Genomic DNA, 19475 nt, shown 5'->3' with positions numbered 1-19475 from the left:
ACCTCATCCCTTGACCGCGCCGGCCGTGAGCCCGCTGACGAGATAGCGGCGCACGGCAAGCGAGAAGATCAGCACCGGCGCCATCACCAGCGAGCCGCCGGCGGCGATCTTGCCCCATTCCCAGCCTTCGTAGTTCATGAAGTTGACGACGGCGACGGGGGCCGTGCGCGCATTGGTCCGGGTCAGGATCAGCGCGAAGAAGAAATCGTTCCAAGCGTAGAGGAAGCACAGGATCGCGGTCGCCGCGATCCCCGGCGTCACCATCGGCAGCACGATCTTGGTGAAAATCGTCCGGGTCCTTGCGCCATCGACGAGCGCTGCTTCCTCCAGAGAGACCGGGATGGTGTCGAAGAACGGCTGCATCATCCAGATGACCAGCGGCAGGTTGAAGCTGGTATAAACCAGCACCAGGCCGGTGATAGTGTCGAGCAGGCCGATCCAGCGGTAGAACAGGAAGAACGGGATCGTGAACGCAATCGGGGGCGCCATGCGCGTGACCAGGATCGCAAAGGAGAGCGCGTGCTTGCCGCGTCCGGCCCAGCGCGACAACGCGTAGGCGGCGGGTACGCCGAGCAGCAGCGCGAGTGCGGTCGAAAACGAGGCGCTGAGCAGACTGTTGACGAAGGAAGCTGAGAACGCGCTGTGCCAGAGCGCGCTGTAGTGCTCCAGTGTCGGCGTGAAGATCAGCGGTGGCGGGAATTGCAGGATCTGGTCGTTCGATTTGAAGCTCATCTGCAACAACCAGAGGAACGGCGAGAGCAGGATGAGCAGGGTCACCATGATCGCGGCCAGCCGGCCGGGCGTCGCCTTGCGTGAGGTGGGCGCGTTCATGCCATCGCCTCCCGGCGCCGTCCCATCCAGACCAGGCCAAGGCTGACGCCGGCGACCAGCAGCAGCATCACGACCGTGACCGCGCTGGAATAGCCGATCTCGTTAGTGTCGAAGGCGAGCAGATATGCATAGTAATTGGTGACTTCAGTGACTGTGCCGGGGCCGCCGCTGGTCAGCAAAAAGATCAGCGGAAACGCCTTCACGCTGTCGATCAGCCGGAACATGCCCGATATGACCAGGATCGGCATGATGAAGGGCAGCGTGACGTACCAGAAAATCTGCAGCGTACTGGCGCCGTCGACCAGGGCTGCTTCCGAATATTCATCCGGGATGGTCTGCAGCGCCGCGAGAACCATCAGGAAGGTGAAGGGCAGCCATTCCCAGGTGTCGGCGATGATGATCGCGGTCAGCGCGAAATCGACGCTCGATGTCAGTGCCGGCATGGTGAAATGCAGGGCTTGTGCCGCGTAATAGAGCGGGCTGATGTCGGGCGTGTAGATCAGCTTCCAGATCACCGCGACCACGATCGGCGGCAGCACCATCGGAATCAGGAAGAAGGTGCGGGCGAACTCGACAAGGCGCGACGGCACGTTCAGCAGCAGCGCGAGCAGCATGCCGAACAACACCTGGAACAGCACGCCCCAGCAAGACAGCTTGGCCTGCACCCACAGCGAATTGACGAAACGGGGGTCGCCGGGTAGCAGGCCGTAGTTGCGGAGCGGCGCGCTGAAATCGGTGGCCGAGCCCGGCATCGTCAGCTGGAACGGCGTGAGGCTCGTCACGACGAGATAGATCGCCGGCAGCACGGCGATCGCGAACAGCACGATCAGGCTCGGCGTGAGCGCGAAGGCGATGAACCTGCGGCGCTCTCCGTCAATTCCACTCTCGCTCAAAGCTGCGTCCCGGAACGGCGCAGTGCGGCGATAGCCTGGTCCTGCGCCGCGTTCATCGCGTCCTTTGCCGGCAGCTGGCCGGTCGCGACCTGCTCGAACGCCTTGTTGAGGACGTCGCCCACGATCGGGAATTCCTTCACGGTTGCGATAGGCCATGTAGTTCTCGCCCTTGGCCGGCAGCTCCAGCACTTCGAGATAGAGCGCGCCGAGGTCCTGGCCGTTCACCGTGTTGAGCTTGCGATAGGCCTCGCTGGTGATGATCGAGCGCCGGCACACCGAGGAATGACCGTGCTCCTTCACCAGCCGCATCGAGATGTCGGGCGAGAGCGCCCATTTGATGAATTCCCACGCGGCCTTCTTGTTCTTGGCGTTCTTGGGAATGCCGAGCCCCTGGCTATTCGACGCCGGATAATCATGCACGGGACCGGCGGGCGAGCGCACCACGCGCGAAGTCTCCTTCACCTTGCTCTCGTCGGAGAGCAGGATCGGCGTCACCCAGGAGCTGGAATGGATGAAGATGTTGGAACGTCCCGTGAGCAGCGACTGCCGCGCCTGGTCCTCGGTATAGGTGAGCACGCCTTTCGGCGCGTTCTTCAACAGGTTCGCGTAGAACTCGATGCCTTGAATGGTCTCCGGCGTGTTCAGCGCCGGCATGATGTCGCCCGGCGGCTTGCGGAAGATGTCGCCGCCAAAGCCCTGGATGTAGGGCGGCAGGTTCCAGTGATGAAGCTGGAAGGATGTGATGCCGCTGACGCCATCGGTGCCGTTGATCTCGGCGCAGACCTGCTGGAGCTCGGCGAACGTCTTGGGGATCTTCAGTCCCTTCTTTTCCATCAGGTCCATGCGCGACAGCCCCATCAGCATCGCGCCGCCTTCCCAGGAATAGCCATAGGTGCCGCCCCTGGCGTCGCGATAGGGCACCTGCGCGCCTTCGACGAAGTCCTTGGGATTCCACTCGGCGGGCGTCAAATTGGGATCGCCGGTGAATTCGTTGAGATCGGCGAGCAGCCCCGCAGCGACCCAGCGCGCAGCGAGGATGAAGGTGACGTTGACGAAGTCGTAGGCCGAGCCGCCCGAGGACAGTTCGAGATTGGCCTGCTGGTTGTAGACCGGGAAGGCCGAGAGCTGCAGGTCGACCTTCATGCCGGTCTGCTCCTCGAATTCGGGGATGTATTTTTGCAGCAGCGTGAAGAAGCGGTGCTGGAACGAGGCGCCGTGCAGCGTCACGCCGGCAAACGGTTTTGTCTGCGCGATCAGCGGCGCGGGGAACGCGGCTAGCGCCGCGGTCGCGGCACTGGCCTTGAGCAGTTTACGGCGGGTGAGCGAACTCGCGCGCGATGCGTTCTTCATCTTGATCTCCCTCAATATTGTATGCCGGTTTCAACGCGCCCGTCTGGTGCGGGCCTTCTCGTCCTCGGTGTCCTTTTTCTTCTGGCGCGACATGGCCGAGACGATGTTCTGTTCGGTGAGATCCATCAGCTTGTGCATGGCCTGACGCGCGCCGTCGGGATTGCGCGCCCAGATTTCCTCAAGCACCGCGCGATGATAGGGCAGGCTCTTGCGCGGCGCGCCCGGATTGGTGCTCGACAAGTTGAACGACATCCGCAGTGCGGCTGCGACCGTGGCGCCAAAGGCAATCAGAAAGTCATTGCCCGTGGCGATGAGAATGCCGCGGTGAAACTGCAAGTCGGGCTCGGCATAGGCGACGCGGTCCATTCCGGCAGCGTCCATGCCGCGATAGGCCCGCTCGATCCTGGCAAAGTCTTCGTCCGTGCCGCGCGTCGCGCAAATCGCGCAGGCCTCGGGCTCGACGATCCTGCGGATCTCCATGATCTGCTTGGCAAACTCCTGCGTCGGCAACGCCGTCAAGGTCCAGTTCAGCAGTTCCGCGTCGAGCATGTTCCAGTCGAAGCGCGTGCGCACATGCGTGCCGGCCTTCTGCTTCGAGGCGATCAGCCCCTTCGCCTTCAGGAGCGAAAGCGATTCGCGCATCGATGCGCGGCTGACGCCGAAGCGCGACGCAAGCTCGATCTCGCGCGGCAGGGTCGCGCCTTCGCGCCACACGCCGGTGAGGATCAGCCGCGCCACCTCGCGGGCGACGTGACCGCTTGATTGCTGACTGTCCTTGCTGTCGGCCTTTGCCACGTTGATCCGGCTCTGCTGGGTTTAATGTCTGATATATTGCGGCTGCGAAGAAATGACCGGCATAAATGCGGCCGTTCTGAAGGATAATCCAGCCGAGGGCAGTTTGACAAGAATTATTATGTCAGACATATTTTCTCCTCTCCCAATGCCGCGTAGGACAAAACAATCGTGACAAAGCCCCACATCGTCCTGGTCATGACCGACCAGCAACGCTTCGACACGATCGCGGCGACGGGCCATCCCTACATGAAGACGCCGAATCTCGATCGTCTGGTGCGTGAAGGTATCTATTTCGATAATTGCTTCATCAATGCGCCGAGCTGCGTTCCCTCGCGCGCGGCATTGTTCTCCGGTCTCTATCCGCACGCCTCGGGCGTCCTGAAGAACGGGCAACACTGGCAGAAGACCTGGGTCAGCAATCTGGCGGAAGCCGGCTATCACTGCGTCAATGTCGGCAAGATGCACACGATCCCCTATGACGCCAAGGCCGGCTTTCACGAACGCTTCGTGGTCGAGAACAAGGATCGCTTTTTGGAGGGACGCTGGTTCGCCGACGAGCTCGACAAGGCCTTCGCCACGCACAAGCTGACAAAGCCGTCGCGCGCCGGCTATCGCAGCCTGCCGGATTATGGCGACCGGATGGGCGCGTTCACCTGGGAGATGCCGAAGTCGCTGCATCCGGACATTTTTGTCGCCGAGACCGCGATGTGGTGGCTGGAGACCCGCCCCAAGCCGGAAGCGCTGTTCATGCAGATCGGCCTGCCCGGACCGCACCCGCCCTATGACCCCTTGCCGGAATATCTGGAGCATTATCTCGCGCGCAACGACCTTCCAGTGCCGCAGCCGACCGAGGCCGAGATCGAGGGGCTTCCGGCGTATCTGAAGGAGAAGCGGCGCCATGACACCGAGGTCGACCACGACGCGGTGTCATGGAAGCTGGCGCCGACGCACGAAGAGATGCGGCGCCTGCGCGCGCATTACTATGCCAACGTCACCATGATCGACGAGCAGATCGGCCGCCTGATCGAGGTGCTGGAAAACAAGGGCTACCTTGACAATTGCGTCGTTGTCTTCATGTCGGACCACGGTGACAATCTCGGCGAACACGGTCTCAGCCAGAAATGGTCGATGTACGAGCCCGTCACCCGCGTCCCGCTGCTGTTCTGGTCACCCAGCCTTCCTTCCGACGGGCGACGGATTCAGGAAAAGTGCCAGCTGTTCGATCTGGGCCCGACCATCCTCGATCTTGCCGGCGCGCAGCATCCAAAGCCGTTCCAGGCCCGCAGCTTGCTGCCGGCGCTGAAGGGCGAGGAATGGAGTGGCCGCGAGTTCGTGTTCAGCGAGCAAGCCGGCGACGTCGCCATGACCGGCGCGCGGCTGATCACGATGGTGCGCGATGACCGCTGGAAGGTCGTGTTCATCCACGGCGCCGAGGACGGGCAGTTGTTCGATCTCGAGCGCGATCCGCTTGAACAGCGCAATCTCTGGGGTATGCCTGAGCATGCCGGAATCATCAGCCGTCTCAAGGATGCCTTTATCGACTGGCGCCAGAACAGCCTGCTGGAGACGATGGATTTGAACGCGGCGGTGCGTTGACGGCACTCCCTCGCCCGGTCCCGGCAGGCCTAACGTATATGGCGAGGCTGCGAGAGTGCTCGGCCTTCATGGTTCGAGACGCGCCGTAAGCGGCGCTCCTCACCATGAGGGTCTACAGCCTTGCCGGAGGGTCTACGGTCTCGCCGCGCAACAGGACCTCATCCTGAGGAGCCCGCTAAAAGCGGGCGTCTCGAAGGATGGCCACAAGGAACCGTGTCGATTAATCAATCAGATACTTCCTCACCGCCGCCTCGTCCCACGCAATGCCGTTGCCGGACTCCTCGCTCGGCAGCGCAAAGCCGTCCTTGATCTGCAACCGCGTCGCCAGCACCGCGTCGGCCCAGTCGACATATTCCAGCCAATGCGCGGTCGGCGTCACGCAAAGCAAATGCGCGCTGACTTCCGAGAACAGATGCGTCGACATCTCGCTGCCGGCGGCATGCGCGAGCGCCGCGGCGCGCAGCCAGCCCGTGACGCCGCCGATGCGCTGCACGTCGGGCATCACGTAGTCGCAGGCTTCCGCCGACAGCGCGGACTGCATCGCGAACGCGCTGTCAAAATTCTCGCCGATCTGGACCGGGGTGCGCAGCGCATCCGCGATACGGGCGCAGCCGGAATAGTCGTCGTGACGGATCGGCTCCTCGATCCAGGTCAGCCCCTCATCGTCGAGCATCTCGCCGCGGCGGATGGCCTCGGTGACCGTCAGCGCCTGATTGTAGTCGCACATCAGCGTCACGTCGTCGCCGACCGCCTCGCGCACGGCGCGCACCACCTTCAGGTCTTCCCGCGCATCGGGGCGGCCGACGCGGATCTTTGCGGCCTGAAAGCCCTCGGCCAGCAGCTTGTGAGCTTCCTCCACCGCGGCACCCGCCGGCATGATGCCGAGGCCCTTCGAATTGTAGGCTCTGACCGGTTTCGGCGCCCCGCCGAGCAGCCGCGCCAGCGGCAGGCTGCGTGCGCGCGCCAGCGCGTCCCATGCGGCCATGTCGATGCCGGATTGTGCCATCCGCTGCAGGCCGGCGAGCCCCAGCAGCGTGAAACGCTGGGTCAGCTTGCGCTCGATCTCGAACGGCAGCAGCTCGTCGCCGGCGACGAGGTCCGACATTTCCGTGACCATCGCCGTCAGCGGCTTCAAGGCCGAGGGCGTGATCGAGAACAGATAGGCGTGCCCGCGCACGCCCTGGTCGGTCTCGCAGTCGATCAGCACCAGCGGCGCCTTTGCGACAGCCCCGGTCGAGGTCTTGAGCGGCAGGTTCATCGGCACGATCACGGGGCGCGCATTGAAGCGCTTGATGCGGATGGTCTCGGTCATTTGGAGGATCTCCGGGCGGAGTGAATGCAGGTCAATGCCGATCTTAAACATTCGCCATGAAACGAAAAGGCGCTTGCTGCGACCACAATAGACTGACGTTGCGCCTACCGCGCCGCACCTTCCGTGAATGCGGTTTCGATCACCTCGCCGAACGGTTGCCAGGACCGGCCGTCGAACTGGACCAGCCGCATCTGCCTGATCGGCAGATAGCTGTTCGGCGAGGTGTTCATCCTGATGTTGGGCAGCGCGACGGAAGGCTGATAACTCTTGAGCGAAGCTGCCTGACGCATGATGTTCTCGCGCGAGAAGTCGTCGCCGCATTGCTTCAGCACCTGCGTCAGTGTCTCGGCCGCGGCGTAGCCATAGAGCGCCGCGCTGTTGTTGGTGCTTTCGACGTGATGGTACTTGTCCATAAAGGCGAACCAGTCCTTCATGGCAGGATCGTCTTTCCACGCGGGATCGCTTGGATCTTTCAGAAAGGCCGCCGAGATCACGCCGGCCGAATTCTCCAGGCCCGCGGGCGCCATCGCGTTGGCGATCGAGGCGGAGGCGTCGTTGACGATGAAGACCGGGCGCCATTTCAGTGACGCCCGCCAGCTTGATCACCTTGGACGCCGTCGACGGCACGCCGAGAAAGACGAAAACATCGGCGCCGGCGCGTTTGAGGATCGAGACGTGTCCGTCGAGATGCTCGTCGGCAATGTCGAAGGCGATGTCGACGAGGATGAGACGGTTCAGATCGCCAAGACCTTCCTCGATGCCCTTGAGGAGCGAACGCCCGAACTGGTCGTTCTGCCAGAGCACTACGATCTTCTTCCGCGGATAATAGGCTTGGATGTAGTTGGCATAGATGCGCCCCTCCGACCGGAACGGCGGCTGCCAGCCCATGGTCCAGGGAAACGCCTTGGCCTGGCTCAGCTCCTCGTCGCCGGACGCGACGAACAGCTGCGGGATCTTCTTCTCGTTGAGATACCAGCGCGTGGCGAGATTGCCGGGCGTGCCGAACGAGCCGAACATCAGGTGCACGTCGTCCGTCTCGACCAGATTGCGGGTCAGCTCCAGCGCGGTCGCCGGATCGGAATTGTCGTCGCGGGTGATGAAGCGGATCTTGCGGCCGTTGATGCCGCCACGCGCGTTGACCATGTCGAAATAGGCGGCTTCCGCCTGGCCGATGGCGCCGAATTCGGAGAGCGGTCCTGAATACGGCATGACGTTGCCGATGCGGATTTCGTTATCGACGGTGGATTGATCGGCGCGCTCTTGGGACATCGCCCCGAGCGATGCCAGGGCAACCATCAACACGAACAGCATCCTGCCGGAGACGCGCATGCTCGATACCTTGACGTTGGCCCTGATCGAGGTCGGCTCAATTTGCACCAGGGCCGCTTGATCTAGGTCAAGCGTTTGTCGATCGTGTGGCCTGATGGCTCCGTTCGACCGTGCGCGGCGCGCTCGGAGCCACACGGCAGCCTCGCTGACGCTGATAGCGGGGTGCCGCTACGGCAACCCGCGCGCCTCGAGTTGATGCACCAGCAGCAGCGTCGGCTCGGCGAGGCTGTCGCCGGAGCCATCGAGGCCGAAGGCGCTCGCGATGCCGTCGCGGCTGCGCAGCAGTGTGGCCCGCGGACAATGGCCGGCGCCGCAGAGCGTCTTCTTCAGGGTCTCGCCCTGTGCCACGAGCCCGGCGGAATCGTCCGCGGCCCAGGCCAGCACGATCGGCACCTCGACATTGAGGATGCCGGGGAAGACCGAGCGCTTGTTGTATTGGCTGGCGTCGCTGCCAAGATAAGCCTTCTCACTGTCGCTCGCGTCCTTGCCCGCGCGATAGACCCCGGACACCAGCACGACCGCCGCGACATCGGCGCGGTCGGTCTGGAACTCGGGATGGGCCAGCAGGGTGGCGACATGGAAGGCGCCGGCGCCGTAGCCCACCGCGACGATCTCGCGGGCATCGCCATTGAACAGGTCGATATTGCCGTGGATCCAGGACAGCGCCGCCGCCACATCGGTCGCCCCGGTGGGCCAGGTCGCCGAGGGCGCCAGCCGGTAGCTGACGCGCACGCCGATCATGTCGTTACGCGCGGCAAAGCACATGGCCTGGTCCTGGATCTGGCGCGACAGCTCCGGCGCGGCGTGGTCGCCGGTGAAGGTGTCGCCGGCCACGAACAGCAGCACCGGCCGCGGGGTATCCGCTTTGGCCGTGCTGGTGGCGATATCGAGCACATTGGCTTCGCTCTCGCCGTAGCGCAGGCCGCGCGAGAAGGTGACCTGCTCGCACAGCCGCGCGGTGCCACCGGCGCTCGTGTCGTTGTCGGTGAGGCCCACCCGGACGAGATCGGACGGCGCGGCCGGCAGCATCGGCAACGGAGCGTGCGCGGAGGCTGCCGTCACCCCCAGAATTAGAAAAAATGCGAGATAATTCTTCATGTCGGTGTCGGCCCCGCGTGCCCGATATGGGCTCGCGCGTTTGGCCTGTCTTTTCAATTCGCCTTATTAGTTAGTTGGTCTTGAGGCGATTTCACGGCACCCCGGTTTCGTCCTCCCGGCCCGGTTCAATTCCCCGGCTGGAACGTGCAATCCGCCCCGCCGCCCGTCCTTCCGCCTGATGGTATTGGGGTCGATCGTGCAGCTCAGGTTCGTCAGGCTCTCGAAATTCGATCCCGCCGCGCCGTCGGGCGGAATGCCGGCCAGTGCTTCGGTGGCGAATATCTCGTTGGCCGTGGAGCCGTTCACCGTCCTGGTCTTCTTGCCGAAGGCGACCTCGCAGTTCCGCACGGTGATGTCGACGTTGCCGGTGCGACAGACGATTCTATCGGCGGTCACCACGATCGGCTTCTTGTAGGGAATGTCGCTGTTGGCGGCGAACAGCATCGCCATTGCCTTCTTCTCGGCGCCGGACAGAACCGGTGACACCGGCGCGATCACCCCCGCGAGCGCCAGCGCCGTCGAGCCGGAGACCTTTGCCGGCGCCGCGCCGGAGGCACCGGCGACGCCGGAGGCGGTTGCGACAACGAGGGCGCAGGCGAGGATCAATCGAACGGGTTTCATCCGTGGCTCCCTGGACCTGCAATCGCGGCTTCCCTCCTGGGCGGCGCGTGGAACCAGTTTAGCATGTAAACGCGAATTGGAAGGCAAGTTCGCCAGGCCTTGCGCCTTTGCGCGGCGCGGCTGTTTTGCATCGAGGTGTCAAACGGTTACGCCGCAGGGCCGAGCCTCGCGCCGAGAACGCCGTTCTACTGTGCATGGGGTTGTTTTCGCGTTTTTTGTTTTGGCCGCCCCGTCAGGCCTGCTTCATCGTCCGGAAGGTGATGGAGTAGCGGCGCGCCTCGACCGGCGGGATGCTGTGCTCCCATTGCGACCGCGCCTCGCCGTCCATCATGTAAAGCGAGCGCGGCAGGGCTTCGAGCGTGTCGCGCTCCCATTTGTCGCCGCTACGGCGGCGGAAGCGGAATTTGCAGGACGAGCCAAGCGACAGGCCGAGGATCTCTTTGAAATGCGGCTTGTCGCGATGCCAGCCGATGCCGACGCCGGCGTCGTATTCGGTGCAGAGCACCTGCTGGACGCTGCCGCCAACGAGGCCCGCCCATGTCTCGACCTGATGCGCGAGGGGCAGCACCCAGTCCGGGATCGGCTCGGCCTTCGCGAGCCGCTGCAGGGCGTAGTCATAGCGATAGCCGAAGGACGCCACCCGGCGGTTGCCCTCGAAGGCGCCGAACTGGAAGCGCTGGAGCGGCAATGCCGCGATGCGGCCGATCAGCGCCTGCTCGGCGGCGTCCTCGATAAAATTGTCGGTGTAGCGAAGGCCGTCGGGGCCTTCTTGCGGATCGACGAACAAACCAAGCTGCGTCATTCCTCGCATTTCCGTGATGGAACCTAATGGCTGCTGATGCGACTTACATATGACGCAGGAAGTAATGTGCGAGGCTGTCATGGCACAGAAGCATACCGCCGATCCGGCAGAGATCATGCGGGCGACCGGTCATCCTGAGCTGGAATACGCCGCCGGCTGGACCATCGCCGGTCTGGTCACCATCGGCACCATCGTCGCCGCCTGGGTGTTCGCGATCTAGGCTATTGGAAACGGCAGCTCGAAGGCCGCGCCCTCGTCGGTCGGCTTCAGCCTGATCGAGCCGCGCAGCCGCTGCGCCATCGCTTCGGGCCGACCTTGATCGAGGCTTGATGGGCATAGACAATACGCAAGAAGGCGGCGGACCAATGCGCTCCGCTGCTTCGGCGGCGGAGCACATTCCGCCAAACTTCATATCGCGCTTGGGAAATGCAACCGAGCCATGACGGATCGCGCGGTCGCGCGACCTTGCGCAAACGTACGGGCAGGGGCAGTCTTCGCGGGCGGCGCACAAGAACGCCGCCAATAAGATGTGCTTACAAGATCTCGGCGAGGAAGCTCATGGCGGTGACGCGGATCGACTGCGACGTCCACCCGGCGGTTGGTGGCACGCGCACGACGCTGCTGCCCTATCTCAGCGATCACTGGAAAGAGCAGGTCGTGAGCCGCGCCATCGACGGACTCGATCTCACCTCCTATCCACCGAGCATGCCGCTCACTGGCCGTACCGACTGGCGGCCGGCCAATGGCACGAAGCCTGGTTCCGATCTCGCGATGGTGCAGAAGGGCGCGTTCGAGCAGCTCGGTGCCAGCCACGCGATCCTCAACGTGCTCTATGGCGCGCAGGCCGTGTTCGACCCCTACATGGCGGCCGATTTCTGCAAGGCGATCAACGACTGGATCGCCACTGAGTGGCTGTCGCGCGATCCGCGCCTGCGGGCTTCGATCGTAGTGCCGATGCAGGATCCGGATCTGGCGATCGAGGAGATCGAGCGCCGCGCCGGCGACAATCGCTTCGTCTCCATCCTGGTGCTGGCTCAGGGCGAGACGCTGCTGGGGCGGCGGCATTTTTGGCCGGTCTATCGGCTCGCGGAGAAATACAAGCTGCCGCTCGCGATCCACGCCGGCACGCAATATCGGCAGGCGCCGAGCTCAGCCGGCTGGCCGTCGCACCGCTACGAATATTACTTCGTCGAGGCGCAGGCGTTTCAGGCGCAGATCTTGAGCCTGATCTATGAGGGCGTGTTCGGCAAGTTTCCGAACCTCAAGGTCGTGCTGATGGAATCCGGTGTGAGCTGGCTGCCGACCTTCATGTGGCGCGCCAACAAGACCTGGCGCGGGGTGCGCGTCGAGGTGCCCTGGGTCGAGCGCGAGCCGGCTGCGATCATCCGCGACAATTTTCGCGTCACCATGCAGCCGTTCGACGCGCCGGCCGACGCCAAAAGCGTCGAGGAGATCATCGACCAGATCGGCTCCGAAAAGATGTTCCTGTTCGCGTCCGACTATCCGCACTGGCAGTTCGACGGCGACGATCCGATCCCGCCGAACCTACCGAAGAGCATCATCTCGAAGATGTGCGTCGACAACCCGCTGGAGACGTTTCCGCGGCTGTCGCTCGCCAACTGACTTTGGAGGTTCGCATGAGTGAAGTCATCGACCGTCCGCTGCGTGAAGACGAGAAGCCGATGGCGACCCGGCTGCGCATCGTCGATTGCGACGTGCATCCGAGCCTGCATTCGTTCGACGATCTCAACGAGTTCCTGCCCAAGCGCTGGCAGCAGCATCTGAAGGAATATGGCAGCCATCTGCGCACGCCCTATCTGTTCACCACGCCATATCCGCGCTCCTCGCCTTTGATCGCCCGGCGCGACGCCTGGCCGCCGACCGGGGGGCCACCCGGCTCTGATCTCGCCTTCATGCAGAAGCAGCATCTCGATCCGCTCGATGTCGAGTTCGGGATTTTGCAGGTGCTCGATCTCTTCATCTTCTCGCAGCAGAACCTCGAATTTGGCGCCGCGATTCAGCGTGCCATCAACGACTGGCAACTGGCGTTCTGGTCGCATCGCGACCCGCGCCTGAAGGCTTCGATTCTGGTCGGCCAGGATGGCGTCGACCTTGCGATTGCCGAAATCGAACGTTGCGCGAAAATCGGCGAATACATCCAGATCAACGTCTCGCCGCGCGCCAACGAGCCGCTGGGCCGCCGCCGCTACTGGCCGATCTACGAACGTGCCCAAGAACTGGATCTGCCGCTCGGCATCCATGTCGGCGGCTATGGCGGGCATGCGCCGACCGGCGGCGGCTGGCCGTCCTATTATGTCGAGGAGCACCAGTCCAACGCACACACCATTGCGGCGCAGCTTGCCAGTCTCGTGATCGAGGGCGTGCCGGAGCGCTTTCCAAGATTGAAGTTCGTCTTCATCGAGGGCGGCTTCGGCTGGATCCCATCTGCGGTGTGGCGGATGGACCAGCACTTTGCGCGCTTCCGCAGCGAGGTGCCGCATCTCAAGCGCAAGCCGTCGGAATATGTGCGCGAGCATTTCTGGTTCACGACGCAACCGATCGACGAGCCTGACGAAGCCCGGCATCTGCGCTCGCTGATCGAATGGGTCGGCATCGACCGTCTATTGTTCTCATCGGACTATCCGCACTGGGACTTTGACGATCCGCGCTTCGCTTTCAAGACGCCGCTGACAGAAGCCGAGCGGACAAAGATCTTCAGCACCAATGCCCGCGCGGTCTATAAATTCTGAGAGCGGTGTGAGCGAATATGGCCCGTCACATCGTTGCGTCCACCTCGGAGATCCCGCCCGGCGGCAACAAGGTCGTCGACGTCGAGGGCCGCGACATCGTCGTGTTCCACGTCAATGGCGAGTTCTTCGCGCTGCTGAACCGCTGCCCGCACGAAGGCGCGCCGCTGGAGAAAGCGGCGTGCGTGGCGCGGCTGACCTCGCCCGAGCCTGGCATCTATCAGCGCTCGCGCGTCGGCGAGATGCTGCGCTGTCCCTGGCATGGCTGGGAGTTCGACATGCGCAACGGCCAGTCGTGGTTCGACCCGAAGCGCGTCAAGATAAGGTCATATCCCGTCGCGGTGGAGCGAGGCGAGGAACTCCAGAAGGGCCCGTATGTTGCCGAGACGTTTGCGGTGCATGTCGAGGACAGCTACGTGATTGTCGAAGTCTGAGCAGCCGTTTCGGATTGTGATTTCGCCGCAGGTGGGATAAGCCTCGCCCGCATTTATGGCGGAGACGAGCTTTGTCCAAACAGTCCCTGCGTGAGGAGGCCGAGCGCCTGATCCGCGAATCGATGGAAAAGAAGACCGTCGTCGTCAAGCAGGGCGATACCCGCATCGAGGCCGTCTGCGGCAAATGCGGCGCCCCGAACCGGGTGCAGGCGCCAAAGGGCCAGTCCCGCATCAAATTCGTCTGCAAGAATTGCGGGCATCAGCAAGAGACGCTCTAACCCTCATCATGAGGAGCCCGCTGGAAGCGGGCGTCTCGAGGGATCGAGGCCCCAGCTGGGCCTGCATGGTTCGAGACGCGCGTTCCGCGCTCCTCACCATGAGGGGCTCACGGCTCATCTAATCCCCCTCGACAAATCTCTTGAACGCATCCGCATAATCCGGGTGCCAGCGTGACAGCGGCGGGCGGTTCTCCACGATGTCGCCGGCGGCCCACAGCATGCGCTTTTCGTCGAGCACGCGCGGGACGTCGTTGTCCGGGCACAGGATGTAGAAATCGCCGGCCTCCAGCCGCGCCAGCATGAAATCCACGGTCTGCTCGGCCGTCCAGGCGCCCGCCGGCTTTTCAGTGCGGCCCTTCGCGGTGAGGCCCGTAAAGACGAAGCCCGGAATCAGCAGATGCGCGGTGATGCGGCAATCCCTGGTGCTGCGCAGTTCGTGCTGGAGCGCTTCCGTAAAAGCCTTCACCCCGGCCTTGGAGACGTTGTAGGCGGGATCGCCAGGCGGCGTGGTGATGCCCTGCTTCGAGCCGGTGTTGATGATGAGGCCGGCCCTGCCGCGCGCGATCATGTTGGGCGCGAAGATGCGCGAGCCGTTGATGATGCCCCACATGTTGACGCCGATGACGCGCTGCCAGTTGTCGGGTTCGCCGAACAGCGTGCTGCCGGGCTGGATGCCCGCGTTGTTCATGAGAATGTCGGTGCCGCCGAAGCGCTCGTGCACGGCGCGCTCCAGTTGCGTCACGCTCTCGGCCTTGCTGACATCGACCGCGAAGGTCATCACATGTGTGGCAGAAGTGATGGATGACAGTTTTGCGGCGGCCTCCGCCAGCCGCGCCTGATCCACATCGGCGATACACACCTTCATGCCGCCGCGCGCGAACGCTGCGGCGGCGGCGAATCCGATGCCGGACGCTCCGCCGGTGATCACGGCAACATTGTCTTTGACGATGGCGGGGTGCGGCATGGATCGTCTCCGGGAGAGGGGCTCGGTCGGGCTATAACATGGCGCTCGCGCGACCCTGCACAAGTCGGCATGGGAGGTCTTCGTTCCGCACCGACTTTACGCCTATCCGGCATCGCAGTATTCTATCGACCTAACGATCCCGCCCAGATCGAACCAATCAATCATTTGACAGGGAGTTCAGCCATGGCTGTGTCGCAGGCAATTCCGATCACGCGCCATCCATTCGCCAACGGGTCCTACAAGCAGATGCTGATCGACGGGAAGTGGGTCGATGCTGCCTCCGGCAAGCGCTTCGAGACCCACAACCCCGCCACCGGCGAACTGCTCGCAACGGTCGCCGAGGGCGACAAGGAAGATATCGACCGTGCAGTTGCTGCCGCCCGCCGCGCCTTCGAAGGGGCCTGGAGCAAGGTCAAGCCGTTCGAGCGGCAGAACCTGCTCCTGAAGCTCGCCGACCTCGTCGAGAAGAATTTCGACGAATTGTCGCAGCTCGACACGCTCGACATGGGCGCCCCGCTCAGCCGTACCCGCGCCTATCGCCTGCGCGCCGTCGGCATGCTGCGCTACTATGCCGGCCAGACCACCGCGATCCACGGCGAAACCATCGAGAACTCGCTGCCCGGCGAGATATTCTCCTACACGCTGAAGGAGCCGATCGGCGTCGTCGGCGCCATCATTCCCTGGAACGGCCCGCTGACCGCAACGATCTGGAAGATCGGTCCGGCGATCGCGACCGGCTGCACCGTCGTGCTCAAGCCCGCCGAAGAAGCGCCGCTGACCTCGCTGCGCATCGCCGAGCTCGCGATGGAAGCGGGCGTGCCGCCCGGCGTCATCAACGTCGTGCCTGGCTATGGCGAGACCGCGGGTGCCGCGCTTGCCTCGCACCACGACGTCGACAAGGTCGCCTTCACCGGCTCGCATGTCACGGGCCAGTCGATCATCCGTGCCTCGGCCGGCAACCTCAAGCGTGTCTCGCTGGAACTCGGCGGCAAGTCGCCGGACATCGTGTTCGCGGATGCCGATCTCGATGCGGCCGTGCCTGGTGCGGCGATGGCGGTGTTCGCCAATTCGGGGCAGATCTGCAGCGCGGGCACGCGGCTGTTCGTCGAGCAGTCGATCTACGAGGAATTCGTCGGACGTGTCGCCGAGTTCGGCAAGAAGTTGCAAGTGGGCAACGGCCTCGATCCCAACACCCAGATCGGGCCGCTGGTCTCCGAGCAGCAGCTCGAACGCGTCACCAGCTATCTCGACATCGGCCAGAAGGAAGGCGCCAAGGCGCTCGCCGGCGGCGGCCGGGTCACCGAAGGCGCGCTGTCGAAAGGCTTCTTCGTTTCACCCACCGTGTTCGCGGGCGTCCAGGACAACATGCGGATCGCGCAGGAGGAGATCTTTGGCCCCGTCATCTCCGCCATCGCGTTCAAGGACATGGACGAACTGGTCAAGCGCGCCAACACCACCACGTTCGGCCTGGGCTCGGGCCTGTGGACGCGCGACGTCAGCAAGGCACATGCGGTTGCGAAGAGGCTCCGCGCCGGCTCGGTGTGGGTGAATTGCTACCAGGCGATGGACCCGGCAGTGCCCTTCGGCGGCTACAAGATGAGCGGTTACGGCCGCGAGTCTGGCAAGCAGCATGTCGAGGAATATCTCAACGTGAAGGCCGTCTGGATCAAGACGGCGTAAGGCCTGTTCTCTCCCGCGTTCCGCGGGAGGGAATATCTGCTTTTGTAGGGGCGGCGCCTTTTCCGGTGGCCGCCCCTCGCTATATGATCCGCATCCTTTCTTAGCCATTGGGGCCCACATGAAATTCGAGGCGTTGTTCAAACCGTTGCAGGTCGGTCCGTACAAGCTCGCGCATCGCGTCGCGATGGCGCCGTTGACGCGCATGCGGGCCGAGCGCGAGAGCTTTTCGCCGCGGCCGCTCAACGCCGAATATTACGGTCAGCGCGCCACCCAAGGCGGCCTGCTCATCGCCGAGGCCTCGCCCGTGCTCTCGCATGGCCGCGGTAACCCGGCGACGCCCGGCATCTATTCGGAGACGCAGATCGCCGGCTGGCGCAAGGTGGTCGACGCCGTGCATGCTACGGGGGGCATCATCTTTCTCCAGCTCTGGCATGTCGGCCGCGTCTCTCATTCCTCTTTCCACGGTGGTGAGCTGCCGGTCTCGGCCTCGGCGATCCCGATCAAGGCCGAAGGCGTGAAGGCGATGACCGCCGACGGCAAGATCTCCGACTACGAGACGCCGCGCGCGCTGGAGACCGAAGAGGTCAAGGGCATCGTCGAGGCCTTCAGGCAGGGCGCGAAGAACGCGCTGGCCGCCGGCTTCGACGGCGTCGAGATCCACGGCGCCAACGGCTATCTGCTCGAACAGTTCTTGCAGTCGCGCAGCAACCAGCGCACCGATCAGTACGGCGGTTCGATCGAGAACCGCGCGCGGCTTCTGCTCGAAGTGACGCAGGCCGCGATCGACGTCTGGGGCGCGGGCCGCGTCGGCGTGCGGCTGTCGCCCCACGGCATCGCCAATGATTCCGGCGAGCCCGATCCGATGCCGCTCTACACGCATGTGGTGAAGGCGATCGACAAACTCGGTCTCGCCTATCTGCATTTCATCGAACCGCGCTCCAGCGGCTCGGGGCGAGCGGAAGTCAACTGGCAGAACGTGCCGTCGGCGATGCTGCTGTTCCGCCCGCTCTACCGCGGTGTGCTGATGACCGCCGGCGGCTTCACAGGCGAGACGGCGAACGCCGCGATCGCGGAGGGACATGCCGACATCATCGCCTTCGGCCGCATCTTCATCTCCAACCCCGATCTGCCGCGCCGCCTGCAGCACGATTACCCGGTCACGCCGTATAACCGTGCGACGTTCTATGGCGGCGAGGAGAAGGGGTATACGGATTATCCGGTGTATGACGAGCTGACGCCGGCGTAGACTTTTCCGTGGCCCGGATAGTGATGCTCCGACCGCCAGCATAATTTCCGTCATTGCGAGCGAAGCGATCCAGAATCTTTTCCGCAGAGACAGTCTGGATTGCTTCGCTGCGCTCGCAATGACGGTGTAGCTGCGGGCTGCCCAAGCCCTCTCGCCGCGCGCGGCCTGCACCCGCGAGGCGTCGGGCAAAACACCCCGTCAAGCCCTCACTTCAAAAAGATTTCACTTTTCCGAATTTCGGATTTATGGCATACGACGGTCATCCTGGCCCTGCCAAAGGGGCGTTCGCGATCGTCACGACATGCGGGCCGGGTGGCGGTGGACGCGGCAGCGACGGCGCGGGCAGCGTGATGACAGGGCGGGCAACCGTGAGTCCTCACGCGACGCGGTACGACACGGCGCTGGAGAGCGGGCTGGTCGGTTGTCAGGGGTGAGCACACGCGAGCCCCTGATGATCAGGCGGGTCCGTCCGCGGACGGAGAAGTCGTGTGGTCCTGACGCCCGGGGTCTGTGCGTCAAGTCCCAGCGGTGATGTGGCGGCCCGACCGGGCGTGCGCATCAGTCATCGGCGGGACGACGGGGGCAATAGTGCATCGCTCCCCGGGGAGAGCACGAAGGACACCGTTAAAACCATCCGCGCAGGGAAGGCCGGGCGATCGGCCACCCCATCGGTCCACCCCGTGTGCACTCTTGTCGCGCACGGACCAACGGGTGCCGCCGGCGCCCGGCCTTCCCTGCGCCCTTTGGCTTCAGAGCGCGCGAACGAAACCTTAAAGCTCGGGCGAAACGCGCCGCGAGAACGCGAAGGCGTGTCAGCTGTCTGGAAGGCCCATTGAAAGAGCGATGCAGTTGCCCCAATCTCGTCATTGCGAGCGCCGCGAAGCAATCAAGGATCTTTCCGCAGAGACAGTCTGGATTGCTTCGCTGCGCTCGCAAAGACGATGAGGGAAGCACCATGGCCAAAGCCGCAGTCGCCGCAGGTATTGCCACCGGCCAATGCCTCTGCGGCAAGGTCACCTTCGAGATCGACGTCCCCGCACGCTGGGCCTGGCACGATCATTCCGCCGCCAGCCGTCGCGCCCACGGCGCTGCCTATGCGACCTATGTCGGCAGCTGGAAGAAGCGGTTTCGCATCATTTCGGGGAAAACCGCGCTCAGCCGCTACGAGGACAAGGCGACCAAGACCGCGCGCAGCTTCTGCGCGCATTGCGGCACGCCGATCACATACGAGCGCCCGCGCGGGCCGCACATGGTCAACATTCCCCGCGCGCTGTTCAAGGAGCGCACCGGCCGCCAGCCGCTCTATCACATCGCAATCGAAGAGCTTCAGGAATGGGCCTATACCGGCGAGCCGCTGGTGCCGCTGACGGGTTTTCCGGGCGTGGTCTGGCAGCGCTCGAAAAAGAAAAAGCGAGCCAGCGGCGAAGATCCGTTCGATCTGGGGCGCGCGGAGATGTAGCGCACTCCACTCTCGTGCCCCGGACGCAGTGCAGCGCTGC

General features: G+C 63.8%; 16 protein-coding genes and 2 pseudogenes. 9 read left to right on the top strand and 9 right to left on the bottom strand.

Features of this window, described 5'->3' with window-relative positions:
• Positions 1–3: 3 nt before the first annotated feature.
• From ACVWYI_RS35525 to ACVWYI_RS35515, 3 genes are read right to left on the bottom strand one after another with little or no spacing between them, the layout of a single operon-like run.
• Positions 4–831: a carbohydrate ABC transporter permease gene (locus tag ACVWYI_RS35525; protein ID WP_247339693.1), complete on the bottom strand. Its 828-nt coding sequence runs from the start codon at positions 829–831 to the stop codon at positions 4–6.
• Positions 828–3074, bottom strand: a complete 2247-nt coding sequence (locus ACVWYI_RS35520) for an extracellular solute-binding protein (RefSeq protein WP_456664358.1) — start codon at positions 3072–3074, stop codon at positions 828–830. Before ACVWYI_RS35520 ends, ACVWYI_RS35525 begins: the two co-directional genes overlap by 4 nt.
• A 30-nt stretch (positions 3075–3104) precedes the next feature.
• Entirely contained in the window at positions 3105–3869 is a 765-nt protein-coding gene (locus tag ACVWYI_RS35515; protein WP_247339715.1) for a FadR/GntR family transcriptional regulator, read from the bottom strand.
• Between the two features lie 168 nt (positions 3870–4037).
• Here ACVWYI_RS35515 and ACVWYI_RS35510 point away from each other — a divergent pair, with 168 nt between their 5' ends.
• Positions 4038–5465, top strand: a complete 1428-nt coding sequence (locus tag ACVWYI_RS35510) for a sulfatase family protein (RefSeq protein ID WP_247339718.1) — start codon at positions 4038–4040, stop codon at positions 5463–5465.
• Between the two features lie 220 nt (positions 5466–5685).
• Here the strand turns inward: ACVWYI_RS35510 and ACVWYI_RS35505 are convergent, their stop codons facing one another.
• The 5 genes and pseudogenes from ACVWYI_RS35505 to ACVWYI_RS35485 all read right to left on the bottom strand — a co-directional run bounded on the left by ACVWYI_RS35505 (position 5686) and on the right by ACVWYI_RS35485 (position 10627).
• Positions 5686–6777, bottom strand: coding sequence for an enolase C-terminal domain-like protein (locus ACVWYI_RS35505; protein ID WP_456648163.1), 1092 nt, complete (start codon positions 6775–6777; stop codon positions 5686–5688).
• A gap of 104 nt (positions 6778–6881) precedes the next feature.
• Positions 6882–8106 (bottom strand): annotated as a pseudogene (locus ACVWYI_RS35500) (ABC transporter substrate-binding protein).
• A gap of 168 nt (positions 8107–8274) precedes the next feature.
• Complete coding sequence (locus ACVWYI_RS35495; RefSeq protein ID WP_247339720.1) at positions 8275–9204, bottom strand: alpha/beta hydrolase; 930 nt, start codon at positions 9202–9204, stop codon at positions 8275–8277.
• A 125-nt stretch (positions 9205–9329) separates the two neighbouring features.
• Positions 9330–9825, bottom strand: a pseudogene (locus ACVWYI_RS35490) (hypothetical protein).
• A gap of 232 nt (positions 9826–10057) precedes the next feature.
• Positions 10058–10627, bottom strand: coding sequence for an alpha-ketoglutarate-dependent dioxygenase AlkB (locus ACVWYI_RS35485; RefSeq protein WP_247339723.1), 570 nt, complete (start codon positions 10625–10627; stop codon positions 10058–10060).
• A gap of 79 nt (positions 10628–10706) precedes the next feature.
• On the opposite strand from ACVWYI_RS35485, the gene ACVWYI_RS35480 reads away from it, so the two are divergent.
• The 5 genes from ACVWYI_RS35480 (at position 10707) to ACVWYI_RS35460 (ending at position 14086) form a co-directional block, all read left to right on the top strand.
• Complete coding sequence (locus ACVWYI_RS35480; RefSeq protein WP_164718835.1) at positions 10707–10847, top strand: hypothetical protein; 141 nt, start codon at positions 10707–10709, stop codon at positions 10845–10847.
• Between the two features lie 338 nt (positions 10848–11185).
• A complete protein-coding gene (locus tag ACVWYI_RS35475; protein WP_247339724.1) occupies positions 11186–12250 on the top strand; it encodes an amidohydrolase family protein in 1065 nt (354 codons plus the stop codon).
• Positions 12251–12264: 14 nt separating this feature from the next.
• Complete coding sequence (locus ACVWYI_RS35470) at positions 12265–13377, top strand: amidohydrolase family protein (protein WP_247339725.1); 1113 nt, start codon at positions 12265–12267, stop codon at positions 13375–13377.
• A gap of 17 nt (positions 13378–13394) precedes the next feature.
• Positions 13395–13808 carry a Rieske (2Fe-2S) protein gene (locus ACVWYI_RS35465; RefSeq protein WP_247339726.1) on the top strand — a complete coding sequence of 138 codons (414 nt, stop codon included), beginning with the start codon at positions 13395–13397 and terminating at the stop codon, positions 13806–13808.
• 71 nt (positions 13809–13879) lie between these two features.
• Positions 13880–14086: a zinc ribbon domain-containing protein gene (locus tag ACVWYI_RS35460; RefSeq protein WP_247339728.1), complete on the top strand. Its 207-nt coding sequence runs from the start codon at positions 13880–13882 to the stop codon at positions 14084–14086.
• Positions 14087–14204: 118 nt separating this feature from the next.
• Here ACVWYI_RS35460 and ACVWYI_RS35455 read toward each other — a convergent pair whose 3' ends face one another.
• Entirely contained in the window at positions 14205–15050 is an 846-nt protein-coding gene (locus ACVWYI_RS35455; protein ID WP_247339730.1) for an SDR family NAD(P)-dependent oxidoreductase, read from the bottom strand.
• Between the two features lie 183 nt (positions 15051–15233).
• Between ACVWYI_RS35455 and ACVWYI_RS35450 the strand changes: the two genes are divergently transcribed.
• The 3 genes from ACVWYI_RS35450 to ACVWYI_RS35440 all read left to right on the top strand — a co-directional run bounded on the left by ACVWYI_RS35450 (position 15234) and on the right by ACVWYI_RS35440 (position 19435).
• Positions 15234–16730 carry an aldehyde dehydrogenase family protein gene (locus tag ACVWYI_RS35450; protein WP_247339732.1) on the top strand — a complete coding sequence of 499 codons (1497 nt, stop codon included), beginning with the start codon at positions 15234–15236 and terminating at the stop codon, positions 16728–16730.
• A gap of 118 nt (positions 16731–16848) precedes the next feature.
• Positions 16849–17976, top strand: a complete 1128-nt coding sequence (locus tag ACVWYI_RS35445) for an alkene reductase (RefSeq protein WP_247339734.1) — start codon at positions 16849–16851, stop codon at positions 17974–17976.
• A 955-nt stretch (positions 17977–18931) separates the two neighbouring features.
• Positions 18932–19435 (top strand): GFA family protein, encoded by a 504-nt coding sequence (locus ACVWYI_RS35440; protein ID WP_247339737.1) that lies wholly within the window; start codon positions 18932–18934, stop codon positions 19433–19435.
• Positions 19436–19475 lie beyond the last annotated feature (40 nt).

Source organism: Bradyrhizobium sp. LB13.1 (assembly GCF_054056815.1).
This window is presented reverse-complemented; position numbering and strand designations above follow the sequence as displayed.

What these genes read in the sequence shown, in the direction of transcription:
- ACVWYI_RS35525 (WP_247339693.1), bottom strand. Translation starts at nt 831, where the DNA reads ATGAACGCGCCCACCTCACGCAAGGCGACGCCCGGCCGGCTGGCCGCG.
- ACVWYI_RS35520 (WP_456664358.1), bottom strand. Translation starts at nt 3,074, where the DNA reads ATGAAGAACGCATCGCGCGCGAGTTCGCTCACCCGCCGTAAACTGCTC.
- ACVWYI_RS35505 (WP_456648163.1), bottom strand. Translation starts at nt 6,777, where the DNA reads ATGACCGAGACCATCCGCATCAAGCGCTTCAATGCGCGCCCCGTGATC.
- ACVWYI_RS35495 (WP_247339720.1), bottom strand. Translation starts at nt 9,204, where the DNA reads ATGAAGAATTATCTCGCATTTTTTCTAATTCTGGGGGTGACGGCAGCC.
- ACVWYI_RS35485 (WP_247339723.1), bottom strand. Translation starts at nt 10,627, where the DNA reads ATGACGCAGCTTGGTTTGTTCGTCGATCCGCAAGAAGGCCCCGACGGC.
- ACVWYI_RS35480 (WP_164718835.1), top strand. Translation starts at nt 10,707, where the DNA reads ATGGCACAGAAGCATACCGCCGATCCGGCAGAGATCATGCGGGCGACC.
- ACVWYI_RS35475 (WP_247339724.1), top strand. Translation starts at nt 11,186, where the DNA reads ATGGCGGTGACGCGGATCGACTGCGACGTCCACCCGGCGGTTGGTGGC.
- ACVWYI_RS35470 (WP_247339725.1), top strand. Translation starts at nt 12,265, where the DNA reads ATGAGTGAAGTCATCGACCGTCCGCTGCGTGAAGACGAGAAGCCGATG.
- ACVWYI_RS35465 (WP_247339726.1), top strand. Translation starts at nt 13,395, where the DNA reads ATGGCCCGTCACATCGTTGCGTCCACCTCGGAGATCCCGCCCGGCGGC.
- ACVWYI_RS35455 (WP_247339730.1), bottom strand. Translation starts at nt 15,050, where the DNA reads ATGCCGCACCCCGCCATCGTCAAAGACAATGTTGCCGTGATCACCGGC.
- ACVWYI_RS35450 (WP_247339732.1), top strand. Translation starts at nt 15,234, where the DNA reads ATGGCTGTGTCGCAGGCAATTCCGATCACGCGCCATCCATTCGCCAAC.
- ACVWYI_RS35445 (WP_247339734.1), top strand. Translation starts at nt 16,849, where the DNA reads ATGAAATTCGAGGCGTTGTTCAAACCGTTGCAGGTCGGTCCGTACAAG.
- ACVWYI_RS35440 (WP_247339737.1), top strand. Translation starts at nt 18,932, where the DNA reads ATGGCCAAAGCCGCAGTCGCCGCAGGTATTGCCACCGGCCAATGCCTC.